The 16,061-nt window shown below is 66.7% G+C and carries 13 protein-coding genes; 7 read left to right on the plus strand and 6 right to left on the minus strand.

Annotated features, from left to right (window positions below):
* Positions 1-201: 201 nt before the first annotated feature.
* Entirely contained in the window at positions 202-774 is a 573-nt protein-coding gene (gene cysC, locus ACOQFL_RS18505; RefSeq protein ID WP_435545440.1) for an adenylyl-sulfate kinase, read from the minus strand.
* Between the two features lie 90 nt (positions 775-864).
* Between cysC and ACOQFL_RS18510 the strand changes: the two genes are divergently transcribed.
* Positions 865-2,085: a hypothetical protein gene (locus tag ACOQFL_RS18510; RefSeq protein ID WP_435545441.1), complete on the plus strand. Its 1,221-nt coding sequence runs from the start codon at positions 865-867 to the stop codon at positions 2,083-2,085.
* Between the two features lie 52 nt (positions 2,086-2,137).
* Here the strand turns inward: ACOQFL_RS18510 and ACOQFL_RS18515 are convergent, their stop codons facing one another.
* From ACOQFL_RS18515 to wrbA, 3 genes are all read right to left on the minus strand, one after another.
* A complete protein-coding gene (locus tag ACOQFL_RS18515) occupies positions 2,138-2,761 on the minus strand; it encodes an alpha/beta hydrolase (protein WP_435545442.1) in 624 nt (207 codons plus the stop codon).
* Entirely contained in the window at positions 2,758-3,726 is a 969-nt protein-coding gene (locus ACOQFL_RS18520) for a ring-cleaving dioxygenase (protein ID WP_435545443.1), read from the minus strand. Before ACOQFL_RS18520 ends, ACOQFL_RS18515 begins: the two co-directional genes overlap by 4 nt.
* A gap of 119 nt (positions 3,727-3,845) precedes the next feature.
* A complete protein-coding gene (gene wrbA, locus ACOQFL_RS18525; RefSeq protein WP_435545444.1) occupies positions 3,846-4,460 on the minus strand; it encodes an NAD(P)H:quinone oxidoreductase in 615 nt (204 codons plus the stop codon).
* Between the two features lie 171 nt (positions 4,461-4,631).
* Between wrbA and ACOQFL_RS18530 the strand changes: the two genes are divergently transcribed.
* Positions 4,632-5,126 (plus strand): MarR family winged helix-turn-helix transcriptional regulator, encoded by a 495-nt coding sequence (locus ACOQFL_RS18530; protein ID WP_435545445.1) that lies wholly within the window; start codon positions 4,632-4,634, stop codon positions 5,124-5,126.
* 199 nt (positions 5,127-5,325) lie between these two features.
* Here ACOQFL_RS18530 and ACOQFL_RS18535 read toward each other — a convergent pair whose 3' ends face one another.
* Entirely contained in the window at positions 5,326-6,159 is an 834-nt protein-coding gene (locus ACOQFL_RS18535) for an SIR2 family NAD-dependent protein deacylase (RefSeq protein WP_435545548.1), read from the minus strand.
* A 247-nt stretch (positions 6,160-6,406) separates the two neighbouring features.
* Here ACOQFL_RS18535 and ACOQFL_RS18540 point away from each other — a divergent pair, with 247 nt between their 5' ends.
* The 5 genes from ACOQFL_RS18540 to ACOQFL_RS18560 are packed head-to-tail and all read left to right on the plus strand — an operon-like array spanning position 6,407 to position 13,562.
* A complete protein-coding gene (locus ACOQFL_RS18540; RefSeq protein WP_435545446.1) occupies positions 6,407-8,494 on the plus strand; it encodes a molybdopterin oxidoreductase family protein in 2,088 nt (695 codons plus the stop codon).
* The gene (locus tag ACOQFL_RS18545; protein WP_435545447.1) at positions 8,491-9,951 is read left to right on the plus strand and encodes an FAD-dependent oxidoreductase; all 1,461 of its coding nucleotides are present in this window, start codon (positions 8,491-8,493) and stop codon (positions 9,949-9,951) included. The genes ACOQFL_RS18540 and ACOQFL_RS18545 overlap by 4 nt, the downstream gene beginning before the upstream one ends.
* A complete protein-coding gene (nirB, locus tag ACOQFL_RS18550) occupies positions 9,944-12,487 on the plus strand; it encodes a nitrite reductase large subunit NirB (RefSeq protein ID WP_435545448.1) in 2,544 nt (847 codons plus the stop codon). The genes ACOQFL_RS18545 and nirB overlap by 8 nt, the downstream gene beginning before the upstream one ends.
* A complete protein-coding gene (nirD, locus tag ACOQFL_RS18555; RefSeq protein WP_435545449.1) occupies positions 12,484-12,807 on the plus strand; it encodes a nitrite reductase small subunit NirD in 324 nt (107 codons plus the stop codon). Before nirB ends, nirD begins: the two co-directional genes overlap by 4 nt.
* Complete coding sequence (locus tag ACOQFL_RS18560; protein WP_435545450.1) at positions 12,804-13,562, plus strand: sirohydrochlorin chelatase; 759 nt, start codon at positions 12,804-12,806, stop codon at positions 13,560-13,562. Before nirD ends, ACOQFL_RS18560 begins: the two co-directional genes overlap by 4 nt.
* A 70-nt stretch (positions 13,563-13,632) precedes the next feature.
* On the opposite strand, the gene ACOQFL_RS18565 is transcribed toward ACOQFL_RS18560, so the two are convergent.
* Positions 13,633-15,426, minus strand: a complete 1,794-nt coding sequence (locus ACOQFL_RS18565; protein WP_435545451.1) for a discoidin domain-containing protein — start codon at positions 15,424-15,426, stop codon at positions 13,633-13,635.
* Positions 15,427-16,061: the final 635 nt, after the last annotated feature.

Genomic DNA, 16,061 nt, shown 5'->3' on the forward strand with positions numbered 1-16,061 from the left:
GATTCGCGACAACACCCACGGTTTGTTCGCAAAGAGAACGTTCGTGCTTCCTGCGAACATAATTGAGCCACAGTGCGCGGGTCAATATCCCGCCTGCAACGAAGCCCCGGGAGGACACCCTGGGCAACGCCCCGCGCGGACACAAAAACTCCCGGTGGTCCGCGTGGACCACCGGGAGTTCGATCAACACACCCGGACGGATCAGTACTCGCCCACTGTCTCCAGACCGGGAAGCGGAAGTCCCACCCTGCGCGACAACATTCCGAGCACGGCGTCCCGTGCGGCGGTGATGTCGGTGCTACTGGTGTCCAACCACAGGTCAGGATCCACCGGATCCTGATACACCGCGTCGTAACCGGTCAGGCCGGACAGCTCACCCGCGGCGGCTCGTCCGTAGAGGCCCTTCGGGTCACGTCGCATGCACTCGGTGACCGGAGTGGCGACGTGCACCTCGAAATAGGGACATCCCAGGCTGTCGTGCTGGGCACGCACCTCGTCCCTCGCGGTGCTGTACGGGGCGATAACCGGCACAAGCACCGTGACACCGTGCGTGGCCAGCAGTTGAGCCACGAATCCGGTCCGGCGCACGTGCGTGTTCCGGTCTGCCTGAGTGAAGCCCAGGTCGGCCGATAGGTTGGTCCGTAACTGATCCCCGTCGAGAACCTGAACCCTTCCACCGCGCCGCCTCAAGTACTCGGCCACCGCCTGCGCGATGGTCGACTTGCCGGAACCGGGCAGCCCGGTCAACCAGAGCGTGGCTCCCAAGGATCCCATAGCTCATCTCCCTACTGGCCTAGATCGGGGCCTTACCGAATACTGCCGGTGGGTGTTCCACAATTCCGGAATCGCATGAAAGATGATCACATGAGCGACACCGATGCCAACCGAGTCTACGTACACATCGGTTCCCCCAAGACCGGAACCACTTACCTGCAGGAGATCCTCTGGAACAACAGGGAAGCCCTGCGGGAGGCGGGTGTTCACTACCCGGGCAGTCGCCCCGACGCGCACTTTCACGCTGCCATGGACCTGCAGAACACGCAGTTCCAGGTGGACTGGTTCGACGACAACGTCCCGAACGCCTGGGAAAACCTGGTCAAGCAAGCCGCCGACGGCCCCGCGACCGTAGTCGTTTCGCACGAGCTGTTCTGCACGGCCACCCCGGAACAGATCGAACGCGCGATGGCGGACCTTTCCTTCGCCGAGGTCCATCTGATCTGCACGGTGCGGGACCTGCAGCGCCAGCTACCCGCCGTGTGGCAGGAGGACGTCAAAAACCGCCACACGATATCGTTCGAGGACTTCGTGGCCGGGGTACGGGGCACAGTCACCGAGCCGGACGTACTCAGCGAGCTGTTCTGGCACCGCCAGGACGTCCCCGAGATCCTGGCCAAATGGGGCCGGTCGATTCCCCCCGAACGTGTCCACGTGGTCACGGTGCCTCCCGCGGGCAGTTCCACCGACCTCGTATGGCACCGCTTCGCCGAACTCCTGGGGCTGCGCCCCGAGGAGTACGACACCCGGGTACAGCAGCGGAACCGTTCCCTGGGCGTAGCCGAAACGGAGCTCATCCGCCGGTTGAACCAGCAGCTCAACGGCAACATCGACTGGCCAACACACGACCGACGAGTGAAGCGGTACCTGGCGGAAGAGATCCTGGGAAGCCGCAAGGCCCGCAATCCGCTCGAAGTACCCGAACAACACCGCGAATGGCTGCGACAGCAGTCCGAGCGGATCACCGGGGCGCTGGCGGAAAGGGGTTATGAGGTGGTCGGTGATCTGGATGAGCTCCGGCCCGCCGTCACCGAGGGCCCCGAGGTGGTCCCGGATCACCCCGATACGGCCGAACTGGCCGAAGTAGCGATCGAGGCGCTGGCGGAAGTAATCGCACGCGATGCGACGCGGCAACGAGTACAGCTGGAACCGAAAGCTCCGTCGACACCGGAGCCCCCGAAAGTTCCGGGACTGCGGGAGACTCTGGTGCTGTCCAGCGACCGGCACCCGACGCTGCGGATCGCGCTGGGAGCGTACCGCCGGATCAAACGGATCTCGCGGCGGGCCGCGTCCCAGCGCGGTAAGCGGTGACTCCGGGTGAGCGCCGCGCCGAGCTCGGCACACGGTGCCCCCGAACACCGGTTCAGTGACGCTGCCGCACCCAGTCGGCCGCCTCCCGCAGTGCTTCCGCCGTGATGTCGTGCCCGCCGGAATGGCGGTGTGTGGTTACCTCGGCCCCACGATCACGCAGCGACTCGACGAGTCGATTCACGGCGGCCGTCGGCGCCATGGGGTCGTGTTCGCCGTTGGACATCCACACCCGCGTGTCGGTCAGGGAACGCCGCGGTACGTCGGTGAGCGGCGACATCGCGGCGAACAGCACGGCTTCGGTGAGCACATCCGGGCGCAGCAGCGCCAGTGCCGCGGCGATGTTGGCGCCGTTGGAGAATCCGACGGCGACCAAACCGCGATCGGTTATGCCGTAGTGGTCGCGAGCCCGTTCGACGAACTCGGCCAGTTCCGCTGCCCGGCGAAGGACGTCCTGTTCGTCGAACACCCCCTCCGCGTACCGGCGGAACCACCGTGAGACCCCGTTCTCCGAGACACTGCCGCTCGGGGACAACAGTGCCGCCTCGGGATCGATCCGGTACCCGAGCGGAGCCATGTCGCGTGGCGTACCACCGGTGCCGTGCAGCATCAGCAGTACGGGTGAACGCGGGTTCCCCTCGGTGAACTCGTGGCGAAGCGGTAGCTCGGAGGTGCTCATGCGGCCGGCCTTTCCGGGTTGTTCTCACTCGGCAGGTCGAGCCGGGGCAGCGCCGCCTCGATCTGTTCCCTGCTGGGTTCCAGCCACGGCGGGAGCTTGAGTGCCCGCCCCAGTTCGAGCAGGGGTTCGTCGGCGGTGAAGCCGGGCTCGTCGGTGGCGATCTCCAGCAGTGTTCCGCCCGGCTCACGGAAGTACACCGACCGGAAGTACTGTCGATCCAACACGGACGTGACCGAGACACCGTTCTCGACCAGTTCCGAACGCCAGGCTGCCTGCGTCGACTCGTCGGGCGCTCGCCAGGCCACGTGGTGCACGGTACCGGCGGCGACCAGACCTCGCTCGGCACCGGGACGTACCAGCACGTCGACGTAGGTTCCAGGGCCGCCGTCGGCCGCGGCGAAGCGGAAACGATTGTCCTGCTGCTCGGCCAGCGAGAGTCCCATCCCGGTCAGCATCCCGGCGGTGGCGTCCGCCTCGTCGACCGAGAGTGAGACCGAGTGCAACCCGCGAATGCCGTGTTCGGGGGGAACGATGCCGTTGTCCCAGGGAGAGCGGGGGTCCGGCTGCCGGTGCGCGACCAGCGAGAGGGTAAGACCGTCCGGATCCCGAAAGGTCAGCACTTCCTCCTCGTCGCGGGACTGTGCCGGGCCGACCTCGATCCCCAAGTCGCTGAGGTGGCGATGCCACCAGCCCAGGGAGCGCTCCGGCACGGAGAACGCGACGGCGGTGGCCTGCCCGTTGCCGTGCTTACCGGCAGGAGCGCCGTGGAACGGGAAGAACGTCATCAACGTGCCGGGCCGGCCGGCCTCGTCACCGTAGTAGAGGTGATAGGTGCCCGGATCGTCGAAGTTGACGGTGGTCTTGACCATCCGAAGCCCCAGTGTACGAAGGTAGAAGTCCGCGTTCCGCTGCGGATCACCGGCGATGGCGGTCACGTGGTGCAGTCCAGTGGTGGCGATACCCATTTCAGCCCTCCGAACGAGGAAGAGGTCAATGTTCGGCGTGGGGTCGCCCGCCGGGAGCCGTCGAATCGGGCCGGGTCTTGGCAGCCTCCCGCGCCCCGGCGGGCCTCACGAATGTGGACTCAGGCCGAGCCGTCCCGCAGTGCCCGGGCGACGTTGACGACTCGACGAGCCTGCACTGCCGCCGCCTGCCTGGTCTCACCGTCGACCTTGAACTGCCCCTGGCCGTCGACGTGGCTGGTGCCGTAGGGATTGCCGTCGACGAACTTGGAGCCGTCGGTGTAGCCGGGGCTGACCAGGATCCCGCCGAAGTGGTGCACGCTGTTGTACAGCGCGAGCAGCGTGGACTCCTGCCCACCGTGCTTGGTCGAGGTGGAGGTGAACCCGCTGTAGACCTTGTCCGCGAGCAGCCCCTGTTGCCACTGCGGCCCCAGCGAGTCGATGAACTGCTTGAGCTGGGCCGCCACGTTGCCGTAGCGCGTGGGGCTGCCGAAGATGACGGCATCCGCCCAGACCAGGTCGTCCGGGGTGACCTCGACGACGGTCCTGGTCGCTTCGAGGTTCGCGCGCCATGCCGGATTGGCGTCCACGGCCTCGTCCGGAGCGAGTTCGGCGACCCGCCGCAACCGGACCTCGGCACCGGCCGCTTCGGCTTCGGCGACCAACGCGTTGGCTACTTCGGCGATCACACCGGTGGCCGAGTAGTAAACGACCGCGAGCTTGACCGGACTGCTCATCAGTACGACTCCTTCGAATAACCGACGTCGCCCTCGGCGGCCGACGCCCTCTCCTTCACAGAAAGAATACTACCAGAAAGCATCTTCTTAGCAAGAAGCTTCTATAGAAGGGTTACCTTGGCGGCCGTTAGACTACGGAGGCGAAACGACCACACGAAGAAGGGCAGCCAGGTGGGAACCGAGGACATCACCGCCGTCGACCCCGGCACGGCGAGTCAGGAGGCGGAGGACGACGAGATCGTCACCTGGTGGGGACTCGTGATCGAGGGGTATCACGTGACACAGGAACGGCTCATGTCCGAAATCAACGAGCGGTTCGACCTCACCCCGGGCGCTTTCGACATCCTCGTCAGGCTGGTGCGCTCGCCGGAATGGCGTATGCCGATGACCAAACTGGCGCGGGAAGCGGCACTGAGCAGCGGAGGGTTCACCAAGGTGGCGGACCGACTGGTAGCCGCGGATCTGATCCGCAGGGAGCCCTGCGACACCGACCGTCGCGTCACCTACGTGACACTGACCGACCACGGTCGGGTGACAGCGGAAACAGCGAAGAGTGCCTGCGCGGAGATCCTGCGCCGCACGGTCCTGGGGCCGCTGGGTCCCGAGGCGTCCGAGCAACTTGCCATAGCCATGCGCACGCTGCGCACGGCTAACGCGGACGAGTGATACAGGGAGTTGATCACCTCCCGGAGGTCTCCCCGACTGGCCGACCGGAGCGGCGAGTTCCCGTGTCCACGAGGCGGCGTGCTCGCCGGGCCCGCTGACTCCCCAAACGGAATTTCCTCCGGACGGGCTCCGGCCGGAGATTCCGCGGGACGCCATATCTCGGCCGTGCCGAACGGGACCTCCGGTGGGCCCGGAGGACTCACCAGGTGCTGGGGTCCCCCCAGGTACGCAGCGGGCGGGAGTTCGGCACCGGGGGCACGGAGAGCAACCGGGGCAGAACTTCGTCGAGGTCACCGCGCAACACGGCGGCGGCCTGCTCGTCGTAGGGAGTGGGCTCCGCGTTGCAGACGATCAGATCGGCACCTGCCCGTGCCGCCAGCTCGGCGAAGCCCGCGGCGGGGTGCACCGTCAGTGATGTGCCTGCGGCCAGGAAAAGCTCGCAGTCCATCGCGGCTCGTTGCCCGGAACGAACCACCTCGGGATCCAGCGCTTGGCCGAAGGAGACGGTCGCCGACTTGAGGATGCCACCACAGCACTCGCACGCCGGATCGGGCTCCCCCTCCGCCACGCGCCGCAGCGCGGCACGCATGGTCCCCTTCTCACCACAGTCCAGGCACACGGTGCCGAACATGGAACCGTGCAGCTCCAGCACGAGCTCGGGATCGAGACCGGCACGCTGGTGCAGCTCGTCTATGTTCTGCGTCAGCAGCGTGCGGAGCCTTCCCGAGTTCGCCAGCTCCACGAAAGCCCGATGAGCCGGGCCGGGTTCGGCCTCCCAGGCGGGATGCCGCGCCCGACCGCGCCACGCCGCGCGGCGCACCTCGGGATCGGCCCGATAGCTGTCGATGTCGCTGAGGCGCTGCGCCCGTGGGTCACGTGTCCAGACACCGTTCGGCCCCCGGAAGTCCGGGATCCCCGCCCCGGTCGAGATTCCCGCACCGGTCAACACCGTGATCCTGCGGGCGACCGCGACCAGTTCACAGGCCCGTTGCCAACCCGCCGCGTCTTCCGCATCGCACTCGACCACGTCCACCACGGTCGCACGCCACTTACGAGTGACGCCCGGCAGGTGAACGGAGCCTCGGCACGACGGGGAGCGAACGCACGCGGTCACGAGCACCCCGTGAAATTCGAGTAACCCTGCTTTTCCTAAGCGCAACACGACACACTGGGCCGCGAAACACGATCACCCTAGAGTTTCCAACGAATCCGTCGACTACGACGGAAGAGCCGAATCACGGCACCGACGGCGACCGTGTACGGACCTCGGGAGGCGATGAATGGCGCGACACCAAGTGGCTACCCACTGCCCCTACTGCGCGTTGCAGTGCGGTACGGAGCTGAGCGAGCGCGCGGGTGAGGTATCGGTTTCGCCGTCGTCGTTTCCCGTCAACCGCGGTGGGCTGTGCCGCAAGGGATGGACCGCCCCCGAGGTGCTGGGAAGTGCCGACCGCCTGCACGAGCCGCAGCTGCGTACCGGGCGGGGTGAACTCGCTCCGGCGGGCTGGGAGGAGGCACTGGACCGGATCGCGAGCAACCTCGACGAGATCATCGCCGAGTCCGGTGCGGACGCTGTGGGGATTTTCGGCGGTGGCGGTTTGACCAACGAAAAGGCCTACTCGCTGGGAAAGTTCGCCCGGGTGGCGCTGGGAAGCAGCCGTATCGACTACAACGGGCGATTCTGCATGGCCGCGGCGGCGACCGCGGGTAACGCGGCCTTCGGGGTGGACCGCGGCCTGCCGTTCCCCGTCACGGACCTCGCCGACGCGGAAGTGATCCTGCTCGCCGGTGGCAACCCGGCCGAGACTATGCCGCCGTTGATGCGGCATCTCGAAGGAGCTCGGCTGGTGGTCATCGATCCCCGCCGCAGCGCCACGGCGGAACGGGCCGAACTGCATCTGCGGCCGCGTCCCGGCACCGACCTGGCGCTCGCGCTGGGGCTGCTGCACATCGCGGTGACCGAGGGGTGGCACGACTCGGAGTACACGGCACGACGCACCACCGGATTCGAACAGGCCTGGGCCCGAGCGGTGACCTGGTGGCCGGAGCGGGTCGAGCGTGTCACGGGAGTGCCCGTCTCGGCACAGCGGCAGGCGGTGCGGATGCTGGCCCGAGCACGAAGTTCCTATGTACTCACCGGCAGGGGCTCCGAGCAGCACGGCGATGGCGCCGACACCGTGGCCGGGTTCATCAACCTCGCCCTCGTGTTGGGTCTGCCCGGCACGAGGGGCCACGGGTACGGCTGTCTGACCGGGCAGGGAAACGGCCAGGGCGGCCGGGAGCACGGGCAGAAAGCCGATCAGCTGCCCGGCTACCGTTCCATCACGGACCCGCGCGCACGCGCACATGTCGCCGACGTGTGGGGGGTCGCAGAGGAGAACCTGCCTGGGCCGGGTATACCGGCGACCCGATTGCTGGAGTCGGCTGGATCCCCGGGAGGCATCCGGGCCCTGCTCGTGTTCGGCGCCAATCCGGTGCTTTCGGCACCCCACGCCGGGCTGGCACGAGCACAGCTGTCGCGACTGGATCTGCTGGTGGTCGCCGACTTCCTTCCCTCCGAGACCACCCGAATGGCCGATGTGGTGCTGCCGGTCACGCAGTGGGCCGAGGAGGAAGGCACCATGACCAACCTGGAGGGACGGGTGCTGCGTCGACGGGCGTTGCTGCCACCTCCGGGAAGCGCCAGATCCGATTTGGACGTCCTGCGAGGACTGGCGACTCGCCTCGGCCAACCGGAGAGCCGCTTCCCGACCCGACCGAGCACGGTCTTCGACGAACTGGCACGGGCCTCGGCCGGCGGTGCCGCGGACTATTCGGGGATCGACTACGAGCGCCTCGACGCCGGGCAGGCGTTGCACTGGCCGTGCCCGAAAACACCGGACGAGCAGGTACCGCACCCGGGAACTCCTCGCCTGTTTCTGGACTCGTTCGCCCACCCGGACGGCAAGGCCCGTTTCGCGGCGGTCGATTGGCACGGACCCGCTGAGGACACCAATCACGAGTACCCGCTGGTGGCCACCACCGGCAGGATCTCGGGGCACTACCAGACGGGGGAACAGACCCGACGTGTCGGCGAACTCGCTACGGCCGAACCGGAATCGTTCGTACGGCTGCACCCGGACACCGCGGCACGCAGGGGGGTGCACGACGGACAGCTGGCACGGGTGAGTTCCGCCCGTGGCACGACGCTCGCCAGGGCGAGACTCGACGGCTCGATCCGGCCGGACACGCTCTTTCTGCCGATCCACTACGGCGGGGCCGGCTGCGCGAATCTGCTCACCAACCCGGTGCTCGATCCCCGGAGCGGGATTCCCGAGTTCAAGGTGGCGGCCGTGTCGATCTCGGGCGCCGAGGAGGTGCGCGCATGACACGACTCGTGATCATCGGCCACTGCCCCGCCGCACACCGGTTGGTCGAACGACTGACGGCACGGGACTACCCGGGGAGTATCACCGTGCTCGACGCCGCCGAGCAAGGGCCCCACAATCCCGCGCTGCTGCCCACCGTCGTGGCCAACGGGCTCGCCCCCGAGCTCGCGGCGCTACCGGAACACCCCTCCCCCGTGCGAGTTCACCGGAACACGCGGGTCACGAGTATCGATCGAACTCGACAGCGGGTAGGTACCGAGCACGGTGAGACGTACGACTACGACGTACTGGTACTGGCCACCGGAACCCACAGCGTCGTGCCGGACCTGCCAGGAATCTCGGACCACGGCTTACCGGCGAAGGGAACCTGGCCGCTTCGTCACCCGGACGAGGGTATTCGGATGCGCGGTCAGCTGGCGGCCGACGCCTCGGTCACCGTGCTCGGCGGTGGTCTGGACGGAGTGGAGACAGCACACGCGCTGGCCACAGCCGGCTACGAGGTCTCGCTGCTGCACCGCGAACAGCACCCGCTGCCGCGGCGACTGGACCGCACCGCCGGCGGAATCGTCGCGAACACGCTGCGCGACAACGGGGTGAACGTGCTACCGGGTGAGACCGCGAGCGAGTTCCTGCCGGGGAAACTGGTGCTGGCCTCGGGCGAGGCCGTTTCCGCCGAGGCACTGGTCCTGCGCACCGGCACTCGACCGGACACCGCCCCGGCGGCCGAGTCCGGCCTGGATATCTCGCGGGGGATCGTGGTCGACTCCGAACTGCGAACCGGCGATCCGCGTGTTCACGCGTTAGGGGGCTGCGCGGAGCCGCCCTCGGGTGTGGCGGACTCGCTCACCGAGTGGTGGGACCAGGCCGAGGCGCTGGCGGCAGTCCTGCTGGGAAGTGACGACGACGTCCCGGTGAGGCCTCACGGGACCGGCGGAATCCTACGTGCTCGTGGGGCGGGGCTCGAACTCGCCTCGATCGGACCGCCGGATGTGCTCACCGGAAAGAACCACGAGATCGAACACGTCACGTTCAACGACCCGAAGCGACGGCGTTACGCGCGGCTGGCGCTGCGCGAGGACCGCCTGGTGGCTGCCACACTGCTCGGCCTGCCGGAAGCGATCGCCACGCTCAGTCAGCTGCACGACACCGGCATGCCGGTCCCCTCCGAGCGGCTGGCGACGCTGCTCGATCTGCCGACCGGCTTCGGAACGGCGGGCGGTGTACCGGCCGATCCGGTGCTGTGCCACTGCAACAACGTATCCCGATCCACGCTGACAGCGGCCTACCACGGCGGGGCGCGGGATGTGGCCGCTCTCGCCGCGGCCACGCGGGCAACCACCGGCTGCGGAAGCTGCACCGGCGCCGTCCGCGAACTGTGCGGATCCCTGGCCGTATCGAGCACCGAACGTGTCCCGAGCGGAACCGACTCCCCGGAACGGAGGGTACGGAATGAGTAAGACACTCGTCATCATCGGCCACGGCATGGTCGGAAACCGACTGGTGGAGGAGATCCGCGAACGCGACTCGGCGGAGAACTGGCGGATCGTGGTACTCGGTGAGGAACCGTACGCAGCCTACGACCGGGTGGGCCTGTCCTCATACATGACCGAGTCCACCGCCGAGGAGCTGAGCCTGCTCACTTCCGGGATCCGGGAGGATCGACGGGTGGAGCTACGCACCGGAGTGGGCGCCACCGATATCGACCGAGCCACCCGAACGGTTTCCACCACTGCCGGTGAGACGCTGCACTACGACGCGCTGGTGCTGGCCACCGGCTCGCGCCCGTTCGTACCACCGGTTCCGGGATCCGAGCTCGAGGGCTGCCACGTGTACCGCACGCTGGAGGATCTCGACGGAATCCGCTCGGCGGCGGTCCCCGGCACCGACGGTGTGGTGGTCGGCGGTGGGCTGCTCGGGTTGGAGGCAGCCGACGCCCTGCGTGCGCTGGGAATGCGTGCCCATGTGGTCGAGGTGGCGCCACGACTCATGCCGGTTCAGGTCGACGAGGGCGGTGGAGCCGTGTTGGCACGGCTCGTCGGCGATCTGGGACTCGAGGTGCACACCGGCGTGGCCACCTCGGGTGCCCACCCCGGTAAGCACGGTGAACTCGGCTCGGTGACGTTGACCGACGGCACCGAGATCGAGACGGGACTACTGGTGTTCTCCGCCGGAATCAGACCTCGCGACGAGCTCGCCGAATCAGCGGGACTGCCGCGCGGGGAGCGCGGTGGTTTTCTGGTCGACAGCAACTGCCGAACCGAGGATCCGTGTGTCTGGGCGATCGGTGAGTGCGCGGCGGTGCGGGGCCAGTGCCACGGTTTGGTGGCTCCCGGCTACCGGATGGCCGCGGCGGTTGCCGGTCAACTCACCGAACGCGACCACGCGGAGTTCCAGGGCGCCGACGGCGCGACCAAGCTGAAACTCGTCGGGGTCGACGTGGCCAGCTTCGGTGACGCGCACGGTACTTCCGAGGGGGCCCTGGAAGTCGTCTACGCCAACAACGCCGAAGGCACCTATGCCAAGCTCGTGCTGGACGACGACGCGAGCACGCTGCTCGGCGGTGTGCTGGTCGGCGACGCGAGTGCCTACGACACGCTGCGGCCACTGACCGGCACCGCACTGCCCGGTCCGCCCGAACAGCTGTTGTTACCCGCGACGCGGTCCGGTGGCCCGAGCACCGGCGTGCTTCCGGACGAGGCGACGGTGTGCTCCTGCCACAACGTACGCAAGAGGGACATCACCACGGTCATAGCGTCGGGAGCGGCCGAGGACGTGGCCGGTGTCAAGTCGTGCACCAAGGCCGGCACCGGTTGCGGCTCCTGCGTTCCGATGCTGAAGAACCTGTTGGACGAAGCGGGAGTGGCGATTTCGGACGCACTGTGCGAACACTTCGCGCAGTCCAGGTCGGAGCTGTTCGAGATCGTTCAGGCGACCGGCATCACGACGTTCTCCCGCCTGATAGCCGAGTACGGCACGGGTCGGGGATGTGACGTCTGCAAACCGGCGGTGGCTTCCATTCTGGCGAGTTCGGTGAATTCGCACATCCTCGACGACGAGCAGGCCGGTTTGCAGGACACCAACGACCGATTCCTCGCCAACATGCAGCGCAACGGCACGTATTCCGTTGTACCCCGCGTGCCTGGCGGCGAGATCACACCGGACAAACTGATCACGCTGGGACAGGTGGCCACCGAGTTCGGCCTCTACACCAAGATCACCGGTGGGCAGCGTATCGACATGTTCGGGGCGAGGGTGGAGCACCTTCCCGAGATATGGCGCAGATTGGTGGACGCCGGTTTCGAATCGGGCCATGCCTACGGCAAGGCCCTGCGAACCGTCAAGTCCTGTGTGGGTACCGACTGGTGTCGTTACGGCGTGCAGGACTCGGTGACCATGGCGATCCGGTTGGAGATGCGCTACCGGGGACTACGAGCCCCTCACAAGATCAAGGCTGGGGTGTCCGGCTGTGCGCGGGAGTGCGCCGAGGCCAGATCGAAGGACTTCGGGGTCATCGCCACGGAACGCGGGTGGAACCTCTACGTGGGCGGTAACGGGGGATTCAACCCGAGGCACGCCGAGTTGCTGGCTTCGGATCTGACCGACGAGGAACTGATCCGCCTGATCGACCGGTTCCTGATGTTCTACATCCGCACGGCCGAGCGCCTGCAGCGGACGGCGGGCTGGATCGAGTCGTTCGACAACGGGCTGGAGCACGTACGCGAAGTGGTGGTCGAGGACAGCTTGGGAATCGTGGCCGATCTCGAGGCGGCCATGGCCCGTCACACCGCGAGCTACACCGACGAATGGCGGGCGGTACTCGATGACTCCGAGAAGCTCTCTCGTTTTGTCTCGTTCGTCAACGCACCCGACGCGCCCGATCCCACTATCAGTTTCACCGAGGAACGGGGCCAGATCCGTCCCGAACCGATCGATCTTCCGACGCCGGTTGCCCAGTCCGAACAGGACCGAGTCACCGAGGAGGTTTCGGCATGAGGTGGCATGCTGTCTGCCGAGAACCCGACGTGCCCACCGATTTCGGAGTGGCCGCACTCGTGGGAGGACACACCGTGGCGCTGTTCCGCACCGGGGAGGACGAGCTGTTCGCGCTGGGAAACGTGGATCCCTTCAGCGGTGCCGGCGTGATCAGCCGCGGCATCGTCGGGGACCGCCTGGGGGAACCGACCGTCTCCTCCCCCATGCACAAACAGGTTTTCTCGCTGCGAAGCGGGGAATGTCTCGACGATCCCGAAACCAGACTGCCGATCTATCCGGTACGTTGCCACGCCGGGCTCGTCGAGGTGGGCACCGATTGACCGCCCCGTGCGAGTTCCCCTCGGGTGGAAACGGCACCTCGGAAAACACCCCCACCCTGTTGCTGGTGGCCCACGGCACTCGGGACCCGCGGGGTGGGCGGGTGATCCGCCAATTGGCGCACACCGCCGGGAGTCGGCTGGGCGTGCCGGTACGCACAGCCAATGTGGACGTGGTCGGCCCCACGGTGGCCGAAGCACTCCGGGGAGTCAGCGGGCGGATCGTGGCCGTTCCCGCCTTTCTGGCCTCCGGGTACCACGTGCGCACCGATCTTCCCGGTCAGCTCGCCGACAGCGGGCACGAGGCCGAGGTGCGGGTGACCGATCCGGTGGGCCCGGCACCGGAACTGGCGTGGGTGATGCTGCACAGGTTGCGGGAGGCCGGATGGCGCCCCGGAGATCCGGTGATCTTCGCCGCGGCGGGTTCCTCCGACGAACACGCGCTCAGCGATGTGGATCGTGCCGCCGGACTGCTCGGAGAACTGGTTCGTCCGGACGGCGAACCACTACCGGCGACCTACATCACCTCGGCACGACCACGTACCTCCGAGATCTGCGCGCGCGGAGACGGCGGGGAGTTCGTCGCGCCCTATCTGCTGGCGCCGGGACTGTTCCACCGCTGGCTGCGGGAGATGCCTTCGAAGGCGGTGGCCGAACCGTTGGGAATCCACTCCGAGGTGGCAGAACTGATCGTCCGTCGTTACCTCGAGACGTGCCGTGGCGGCCCGGCGCGAGCCGCGGTGGTGCCCACGGCGTGACGAACGGTGTCGCCGAGTACCGGCGAAGTTCGCCACTCGGCGACACCGTCACGAAAAACCCTGGTGGAGTTCAGTTCCGGTAGATCCCGAACTCCTTCAGGGAGTACCCGTAACCGGTACCACGCTCCGTGCCGTACATCCGCACGTAACGTCCCGTGCCGGACACGTCCAACGAATCCACCCCGCCGTTTCCGTTGGACATCGTATGGATCGTGTTCCAGTTCGTACCGTCCTCGGAAACCCGGATCTCGTAGTGCGAACCGTAGGCTGCCTCCCAGACGAGCTGGAGATGGTCGAAGGAGGTCGCCGAGCCCAGATCGACCTGGATCCACTGCGGATCGCTCCAGTCACTGGCCCAACGGGTCGAGTCGTCCCCGTCGGTAACGTTGGCGGGTGGGAAGGGGGCTCCCGAGCCGGTCTTCTGGTACGAGGAGGCACTGGCCGGTTTGTCCAGCGCCACGTTGGTCCCCGATGCCTCGGGCGGCACGACACGGAACGACTGGGTCTCGATACCGACGTTGCCCTGACCGTCACGAGCGTAGAGGTAGACCTTCCACACCCCGAGACGCTCCGGAACGGTCACGGTGAACGGCCCCGAACCGGTGAAACCCGGCGCGGGTACCAGTGCCGAACTGCTGTCCATGTACTTGCTGTTGATCATAATCCGGTAGTCGATCGGATCGCCGTCCGGATCCGATACGTCGGCCGAGAGGGTGAAGGTTTCCCCGGCGGGAACCGATGTGGGGGTGTCGACGCTCATGTTCGAGATCACCGGAGGAGTGTTGCCACCGACCCGGCCCCCGTAGGCATCCGCCACCGAGTAGTACGACAACCGCTTTTCACCGCCGGGTACCAGGTTGAACCAGACACCGCCGAAATCGTTCTCGGTTCCGTAGTGGAACAGCGTGGCACCGAGCGCCACGCCCTCGTGGCCGGTGACGCAGTTCCACGCCTCGGTGTAGCCCTGCGCCTTGGCCACATCGGTGGGTTCGTCCGGGACACCGTTGACGTCGTCGGAGACCTCCCACTCGCCGGGTGGTCCCGTCTCGGTGACGATGTAAGGCTTGCTGTAACCGCCGGAGTTCCAGTCCTGGCTGACCCCGCAGACATCGGAGTAGGCGTTGACCGAGTAGAGGTCGAGTGCGGGCGCGTTCTCCTTGAGATACGGCCAGGCCCCGGTCCAGGCGTCGGTCGAGGTCACGGGATGGTTGGGATCGATGGCGTGGATCCGCTCGGTCACCCTGTTGACGAAACTCGCATAGGCGTCGCGCTGCTGTTCGAGTTCCTGTCCCGAGAAGCAGTCCCGCAACCCCAGGATCGACTCGTTGCCCACGTTCCACATCAGTACGCCCGGGTGGGACTTGTAGGTGTCCACCCAACCGGTGATGTCGGAGAGCATCGTGGATTTGTACTCGGAGTCACTCACGTAGTCGATACAACCACCGCTTCCGGGGCCGCCTCCCGGCTGCAGCCAGAATCCGTTCATTACCTTGATCCCGTTGGCAGCGGCGGCGTCCAGCAGGGGTGCGGTGGTCGCGTCGGTTCCCCAGGTCCGTACGGTGTTGACTCCCATGCGCTTCAGTTCGGGCATCCGGGAAGCGGCCTGGTCGGGAGCCGGTCCCCAGGTGAGGCCTTTCACCTGGTACGGGGATCCGTCCACCATGAGTCGCCAGTCTCCCTGACTCCCGGTCACCTCCACGACGCTGGGGGCGGCCTGCCGGGACAGCTGTTCGGCTTCGGCAACAGGGGTTCCTGTCGTGAACTGGGCGGCACAACCGAGCACGAGCATGCCGGCCGCGAGTGCCGCGGTATGGCCGCGTCCGAGGGGACGTTGTCGCGATGCGACGGTCGCTGAGTCGTGCATGATCCTTCCTCCCCGAGCTGGGACAGCAATACCGAGTGCACATCGGAAACAAACGAGAACGCTCTCGCGATCGATTCAGTGTTACGACGTCCGCGTCGACCTGTCAACGAGTCAACGGAACCGTTCTCTCTCGACAAAGCACCGATCCTGCTCTTTTCGGAGTACCAACGGAACTTTTTTCCGCGAACCGAATCGAACACAAAAAGCACACGCCGCAGCTCACGAGCAACTTTCCAACGAAAGTAAAACGGAGCGACTCCGGCTGTGAAATTTCTTCCGGACCGATCATGATCCGCTGGATCACCTCGAGCTCGGCGGAAGCGATCGCGATGTTGTCGCCTCTTTCGCAGTCTGGTTTCCGAATCGGACCCGAAAGCACCCAGCGAACCCGGCAGCCACCCGCCATTGCGGGAAAACGCCCCCGTCTTCCCATATCTCACCTCGAGTGAACCACCAACGGTTGGAGACTCGCCACGCAAGGAACGTGCCCGTCACAAAACAAGCACCCCAGTAAGCAGGCGTTCCGAAAGCGGGACGCCACACCGACACGGGGAGGAAATACCGCAGGAAGATCACGATTTCCGAAACTTCCGCCGGAGTCGTGCCGCACAGCAATCACGGCACCAACAGGCAGC

Origin of the sequence: Actinopolyspora sabaoui, assembly GCF_051225635.1 — a bacterium.
Classification (GTDB): domain Bacteria; phylum Actinomycetota; class Actinomycetes; order Mycobacteriales; family Pseudonocardiaceae; genus Actinopolyspora.

Coding starts and splice junctions, on each gene's coding strand:
- cysC (WP_435545440.1), bottom strand. CDS start 774: ATGGGATCCTTGGGAGCCACGCTCTGGTTGACCGGGCTGCCCGGTTCC.
- ACOQFL_RS18510 (WP_435545441.1), top strand. CDS start 865: ATGAGCGACACCGATGCCAACCGAGTCTACGTACACATCGGTTCCCCC.
- ACOQFL_RS18515 (WP_435545442.1), bottom strand. CDS start 2,761: ATGAGCACCTCCGAGCTACCGCTTCGCCACGAGTTCACCGAGGGGAAC.
- ACOQFL_RS18520 (WP_435545443.1), bottom strand. CDS start 3,726: ATGGGTATCGCCACCACTGGACTGCACCACGTGACCGCCATCGCCGGT.
- wrbA (WP_435545444.1), bottom strand. CDS start 4,460: ATGAGCAGTCCGGTCAAGCTCGCGGTCGTTTACTACTCGGCCACCGGT.
- ACOQFL_RS18540 (WP_435545446.1), top strand. CDS start 6,407: ATGGCGCGACACCAAGTGGCTACCCACTGCCCCTACTGCGCGTTGCAG.
- ACOQFL_RS18545 (WP_435545447.1), top strand. CDS start 8,491: ATGACACGACTCGTGATCATCGGCCACTGCCCCGCCGCACACCGGTTG.
- nirB (WP_435545448.1), top strand. CDS start 9,944: ATGAGTAAGACACTCGTCATCATCGGCCACGGCATGGTCGGAAACCGA.
- nirD (WP_435545449.1), top strand. CDS start 12,484: ATGAGGTGGCATGCTGTCTGCCGAGAACCCGACGTGCCCACCGATTTC.
- ACOQFL_RS18565 (WP_435545451.1), bottom strand. CDS start 15,426: ATGCACGACTCAGCGACCGTCGCATCGCGACAACGTCCCCTCGGACGC.